The organism is Alitiscatomonas sp., assembly GCF_037242085.1.
Lineage (GTDB): Bacteria > Bacillota > Clostridia > Lachnospirales > Lachnospiraceae > Alitiscatomonas > Alitiscatomonas aceti.
Map to the genome: position 1 here is coordinate 1 of NZ_JAXXBR010000021.1, position 6,118 is coordinate 6,118.

6 protein-coding genes are annotated in these 6,118 nt (G+C 56.3%); 2 read left to right on the top strand and 4 right to left on the bottom strand.

What is annotated here, in order from left to right; genetic code table 11:
- The first annotated feature begins 51 nt into the window (after positions 1-51).
- Complete coding sequence (locus tag WIH05_RS00350; protein WP_337424805.1) at positions 52-1,479, top strand: MATE family efflux transporter; 1,428 nt, start codon at positions 52-54, stop codon at positions 1,477-1,479.
- 1 nt (position 1,480) lies between these two features.
- Here the strand turns inward: WIH05_RS00350 and spoIIP are convergent, their stop codons facing one another.
- Both spoIIP and gpr read right to left on the bottom strand, forming a co-directional pair.
- Complete coding sequence (spoIIP, locus tag WIH05_RS00355) at positions 1,481-2,830, bottom strand: stage II sporulation protein P (protein ID WP_337424806.1); 1,350 nt, start codon at positions 2,828-2,830, stop codon at positions 1,481-1,483.
- 73 nt (positions 2,831-2,903) lie between these two features.
- Entirely contained in the window at positions 2,904-3,890 is a 987-nt protein-coding gene (gene gpr / locus WIH05_RS00360) for a GPR endopeptidase (protein WP_022273174.1), read from the bottom strand.
- 263 nt (positions 3,891-4,153) lie between these two features.
- Between gpr and rpsT the strand changes: the two genes are divergently transcribed.
- Positions 4,154-4,417: a 30S ribosomal protein S20 gene (rpsT, locus tag WIH05_RS00365; protein ID WP_022273173.1), complete on the top strand. Its 264-nt coding sequence runs from the start codon at positions 4,154-4,156 to the stop codon at positions 4,415-4,417.
- A gap of 92 nt (positions 4,418-4,509) precedes the next feature.
- Here the strand turns inward: rpsT and holA are convergent, their stop codons facing one another.
- The gene (holA, locus tag WIH05_RS00370; RefSeq protein ID WP_158359339.1) at positions 4,510-5,481 is read right to left on the bottom strand and encodes a DNA polymerase III subunit delta; all 972 of its coding nucleotides are present in this window, start codon (positions 5,479-5,481) and stop codon (positions 4,510-4,512) included.
- 20 nt (positions 5,482-5,501) lie between these two features.
- Positions 5,502-6,118 (bottom strand): TlpA disulfide reductase family protein (locus WIH05_RS00375; protein WP_337424807.1); only part of this gene is annotated, 617 nt, incomplete at its 5' end.

Consider the following 6,118-nt stretch of genomic DNA (forward strand, 5'->3'; position numbering starts at 1 on the left):
GCAGGATCCGGCATCCCTGGAGGCGGCTATTAAACCAGACAGAATATTTATTTGACATTCTTCTTACTTGGTTTTATCATAATAGTAAGATATCTTCATTTATTCTATACGAGGAGGATCGTCATGCACCCAAAAAAACTATCGTCAAAGAGCATGGACATGACCACCGGCTCCACCTGGAAGCTGCTGCTCTCCTTTGCCGTTCCGCTTCTCATCGGCAACCTGTTCCAGCAGCTTTACAATACGGTGGACAGCCTGGTGGTCGGAAATTTTGTGGGCACAGAAGCCCTGGCGGCCGTGGGCTCCACCACCAGCATCATCAACACCATGGTCATGTTCTTCAATGGAACGTCCATCGGCGCCAGCGTCATCATCAGCCGCCATTACGGGGCCCACGACGACAAAAAGCTCCATCTGGCCGTGGAGACCACCATCATGGTCACCTTTCTGGCCAGCATCCTGTTTACGGCCCTGGGTATTTTCCTGGCCCCCCTCATGCTCCGGTTCATGTCCACGCCAGACGACGTCCTGGAGTCAGCCTCGGTGTATCTCCGGATCTATTTTTCCGGTATCGCCGGCCTGCTGGTCTATAATATGGGAAGCGCCGTGCTCCGGGCCGTGGGCGATACGAAACGGCCGCTGCTGTTCCTCTGCTTTTCCAGTATCCTCAATACAGTACTGGACCTGGTATTCGTGATCGTGTTCCATCTGGGCATCGCCGGTGTGGCCTATGCCACCATCATTTCCCAGTTCCTGTCGGCGGCCCTGGTCCTTGCGGTGCTGACCATGGACGACGGCGGCTACCGTCTGGTGTGGAAAGACCTTTCTGTGGATAAAAACACCTTAAAGCAGATCCTTTCCATCGGCCTGCCCGCTGGTCTCCAGCAGTCCCTTACCAGCTTTTCCAACGTGTACGTCCAGTCCTATATCAACTATTTCGGCTCCGCCTGCATGGCTGGATGGAGCTGTTATACGAAGATCGACCAGTTTATCTTCCTGCCGCTCCAGAGCATGAACCAGGCAGCCACCACCTTCGTGAGCCAGAATATCGGAGCCAGGAACATCCCCCGGGCCAAGCGGGGCTCCCTGACGGCCTTTTATATGTCCACGGCCATCACCATCGCCATGGCCTCGGTGCTCTGGCTTACGGCCGGACAGTTTGTGGCCATGTTCAACCAGGATCCAGAGGTGATCCGTTATGGGACCCTGTTCATCCGTACCAACAGTACCCTGACCTTCACCTGCTGCGCCACACAGATCTTTTCCGGATCTCTGCGGGGAGCCGGGGATTCCAGGACTCCCATGTTCATCATGCTCTTTTCCTATGTGCTGTTCCGGCAGATCTACCTGTTCGTTATCACACAATTCATCAACACTCCGGCCGTGGTGGGCTTCGGCTATCCCCTGGGCTGGATGATGTGCTCTCTCCTCACCGCCCTCTTTTATTTCTTTGGCGGCTGGGAAAAACGGATCCACTGATTCAGCTTCCCCTAAGCACCTGGTCCAGGATATGGGCCAGGGGCTCCATGGCATTTCTCGCTTCTTCATACGTGTTCGTCTGGGCGCCCACCTCAATGAGGGCCGAGCGCGCCCGGACGTGCTGGTTATACCGCAGTCCCTTGAGATAGATCTTTCTCGTAAATCCCGGATACATTCCCGCAGCCTTAAGCTGCATCTGAAAACTGAACGCCAGGTTGGCCTCCCGATTGGGATTTGGCAGATATTCGATGGGACCGTCCGGCGTCTGGGAGGTTCCGTTGAAAAACATGATCTTTGCCGTGGGCTTCCCGTTGATCTCCGTCACCAGGCGGGTCCCCTCAGCCACCCCGTCCCGGTGGAGATCCAGCACCACCTCAATGGAAGGATATTTCTGCAGGATCCCCTGGATCCCCTCCAGAGCATATGTATAGGCCCGGCTCCGGTCCAGCTTCCCGTCCCGGTAGTCATAAACGCCGTCGTCATGGATCACAGAATATCCCTTCCCCTCCAGAAGCTCTGAAAGGTATGCGCCTACTCCAGTGATGGTGGCCTCCGGATTTTCCGGATAATCGGAAAAGGTCTCCTGGGAATGGGTGTGATAGATCAGGATCTGCGGTTCCTTTGGAGCCGTCTGCGCCGTGCTGCCGTCCTGTCCATTCCCCAGGTCCAGGGAAAGATCCATAGACAGAAAATGCTCCGCGTCCATAAGCTCCCGGCCTGCGGTCGTGGTGGGATGGATGCTGTAAAAATTCTGCATCATATAGTCATAATCTGCCAGCTTTTCCATGCGGATCCCCAGCCCTGGAAAACGGCCTCCCGCCGTCCCGGCCAGGGCCTGGGAAGAACCGGCAGCCTCACCTTCCTCTGGACTGGCTTCCCCGTTTCCCTGGACCTGGCCGGGGGCTTCATGGGTCTGTCCGGCACCTTCGGCTCCCGCCTGGTCTGCATCTTTCGGCCTCCCGGCTTCTTCCCGTCTCCCGGCCTCTCCGGTCTCCTGCTGAGCTCCTTTGCCGGGATCTGCTCCCTCTCTCCGGGCCGTCATCTTTTCATAGGCCGGATCTGCCGCCGGTGCCGTTTCCGTCTCCATGGATCCCAGATAGGAAAACAGAACCGGCTCCAGCGCTGCCGGACCGCTTCTTCCCTTCTGTCTCCCTGCCGCCGGGATCCATTCCTTCATCACAGTCCGGGCCATGGAAAGGCCGTACTGGTCTCCGTATCTGGAGACTGCCGCCCCCAGCCAGTCCCGGCTTCCCACTGCCAGGGCCGCCATAAGGAAAAGGACTGCTGCGGCCGCAAAAAACGGGCGTTCTGCCCGTATGGCCCGTTTGATATAATACCATCTGCGTCTCATGGCTGCCGCCCGTTTTTCCTTCTTTCTTTTATTCTATGAGGGACGCCCTCCCTTCATCACCAGAAAACAGCCGTCACCCGTTCCCTCCAAACAGGGCCATGTGGATGGCCTCGGAGATGGTAAAGCTGAGATTCTCCACCCGCTCATCGATGTTGTGGGGCGTCACGTACATGGGGCCGATCTGGGGCTCCAGCACCTCCCGGATCAGCTGGTACTGGTCCCTGCCGTCCATGTGCTCCACCATATCCCCATATCCGGCTTCCCCGCCCTCCTTCAAGGCCGCCACCAGGGCTCCCACCGTGTCGTGGACAATGGCCGCAGCCCCCACCACCGTAGGCACGCCGATGGCGATCACCGGCACTCCCAGAGTCTCCCGGGTCAGGCTGTTCCTGTGGTTTCCCACGCCGGAGCCCGGATGGATCCCGGCATCGGAAAGCTGGATCGTAACGCCCAGCCGCCGGACACTTCGGGCCGCCAGGGCGTCCACCGCCAAAACTGCATCCGGTCTCGTCTCCGCGATCACTCCCTTCAGGATCTCCGCCGTCTCCATCCCCGTCTGGGCCATGACGCCGGGAATGATCCCGCTCAGGGCCGGATATTTTTTTCCTCCCGCAAATTCCTCCCCACAGCCGCCGGTGAGATGCCGGGTCATCTGGAGATGCTTCAGCACCAGAGGCCCCAGGGCGTCGGGTGTGGCGTTCTCGTTTCCCAGCCCCACCGCCAGTATGGACGGCGCTCTTCCATTTCCGTCTGTTCCGATCTGATGAAGGGCCAGAAGACCAGAGATCCTGGCCGCCAGCTCCTCGGATACCTCCCGGTGGAAATCTTCATCCCGCTCCGCCAGGGCCAATGCCTCCAGCGTCACATAGGTCCCCATGGGCTTTCCCATGTTCCCAGCCCCCTCCTCTGTCTTTATGACCACCTCCGTCAGATGGATGCCCGCCTCTTCCTTTTCCCATTCTCTGAGAGACACGCCGGGGATCTCTCCTCCGTCGCCCGGGAAGCTCTCCCTTTCCTCCACTGCCAGGTCGGTGTATATGCTTTTTTTCCACTGTTCCATGACCGATCTCTCCTTTTTCCGTTCTTCCTGCGGGCCGGTCGGAAATTTTTCTCCGCAAAAGCCCCGCTCACTTCTGGATCATGTTCCTGCGTCTGAATACCACAATCTTTTTCTATTTTTCCTCGAAAAATACATTTTATGTATTGACATCCCGGGAATAATCCGATAAAATACAAGAGTATGTTTACATTGAACTGTCCGTGTCCAGACTTTGATGCAAAACAAACAGCGAATATTTTTTAATCATAGTGGAGGTGTACAGATTGGCTAATATCAAATCTGCAAAGAAAAGAATCTTAGTAGCTGAAACAAAGGCTGCCAGAAACAAAGCGATCAGATCTAAGGTAAAAACTTATGTGAAAAAGGTTGAAGCTGCAATTACCGCCGGTGACAAGGCTGCTGCACAGGCTGCGCTCATTGCTGCTACAAGCGAAATCGACAAGGCTACTTCCAAGGGCGTATATCACAAGAATACTGCTTCCAGAAAAGTATCCCGTTTGTCCAAAGCTGTAAGCGCTATGGCTTAATAAGAAGGCTGGATATCTTAATTTATAAATTCGTAAAGTAAAAACGCTTTTCCGTGTGGTGTGTCGGAAAAGCGTTTTTTTATTGCTTTTTTCTATGTCCTCCGCGCGATCAGAAGCTCCACCGCCAGGCGGTCTGACAGACGGCCGGTCTTCACCGCTTCCTCTGTCTCCACGCAGAGCGTGACCCAGGAAAGGATCTGATCTCTTGTGAAGGCCCTGGCCTGGGCCGTAAGCTTTCCCACGGCAAAGGGAGGCACCTTAAGGGCCGAGGCCATGGCCCCCTTATCCTTTCCCGCGGCAGTCAGCTCCTTGATCTGCAGGAGCTGGTTGAACTGCCTGGCAATGAGGAACAGGATCCGCATGGGCGGCTCCTTTAAGGTCAGGAGGTCCTCATAAAGGTCCATGGCCTTCTTCGTGTTCCCGGCTACAATGGCCGCCACCATATCAAAGACCCGGCTGGTCACATGGACCGTTCCCACTGCGTCCACGTCCTCTTTTGTGATCACGTCCCGGCCCATGGTATAGCATACCAGCTTTTCCAGCTCCATCCGGATGTTTTCCATATCATCCCCGGTGCGCTCCAGGAAGTATTCCATCACCGGACGGCTGATCTTTCTTCCGTCCCGGCCCAGGATCCCGGCGGCCCACCGCATGAGCTGGGCCGTATCCTGCTTATTGAGCTCCGCCGCGTAGCCCAGCTCCTTTACCCTTTTATAGAGCCGGTTCCTCTTATCCACCTCGCTCTCGGCAAAGACCAGACAGGTGGTATCCGGCATCTGGGGCAGGTACGCCGCCAGCTCCTCCTGGGCGCTCTTAAAAAAGCCGCTGCCGTCCACCAGGATCAGCCGCCGGTCTGCAAAAAACGGCATGGTATCCGCCAGGCTGATGATCTCCTTCACATCTGGGTTTTTTCCCTCAAAATAGTTGAAGTTCATGGTATCGCCGCCGGTGATGGCCTCCCGCAGCTTCTTTTTATAGCTGCCCACCAGAAACGGCTCGTCCCCGTAGAGCAGATAGATCTTTTTAAAGGATTTCTCTTTTATATCCTGATTCAGTGTCTGCATGGCATACTTCCCTCATCTTCTTACTGGCCCGGCTGCTCCCGGACTCCCGTGACCGTCTGACGGATGATGCTTTCCATCATTTCCATGCTCAGCTGGCCTGCGGCATAGCCGAATACATTTCCATCCCGGTCGATCATAAAGGTGGTGGGGTAGGAAAAAACGCCGTATGTCATAAACAGCTCTCCGCCTTCGTCCATGACCACCGGGTAGGTATAACCGTTTTCCTCCAGGAACTGGGCGATCTCCTCCCTGGAGCCCTCGTCTCCATAATCCGGAGCCGCAACTCCCAGGATCACCACCTCTGGATCCTCCTCCGCCTGGTATCTCTCATAAAGCTTCTGGATATCCGGCATCTCCCGCCTGCAGGGCGGGCACCAGGTGGCCCAGAAGTTTAAAAATACTGTCTTTCCCTTATAATCTGAAAGGGTATGGGAATTTCCAAACTGGTCCGTAAGGGTAAAATCCACCGACGGAAGCGTATCTGCACCGGCTCCAGAGCCTTCCCCGGCCGTTTCCTCCGGGCCTTTTGCTGCCACCGTCTCTCCGGCGCTCTCCAGGGTCTCCCCGGTCTCCGGTCCATCCCCCGGCTTTCCGGTTCCCCCAGCCGTCTCTCCGGCTGCCCCTGGATCTGTCGTTT

Bases quoted from the DNA above. Each gene is read 5' to 3' on its own strand.
- spoIIP (WP_337424806.1), bottom strand. From the start codon at position 2,830: ATGAGACGCAGATGGTATTATATCAAACGGGCCATACGGGCAGAACGC.
- gpr (WP_022273174.1), bottom strand. From the start codon at position 3,890: ATGGAACAGTGGAAAAAAAGCATATACACCGACCTGGCAGTGGAGGAA.
- holA (WP_158359339.1), bottom strand. From the start codon at position 5,481: ATGCAGACACTGAATCAGGATATAAAAGAGAAATCCTTTAAAAAGATC.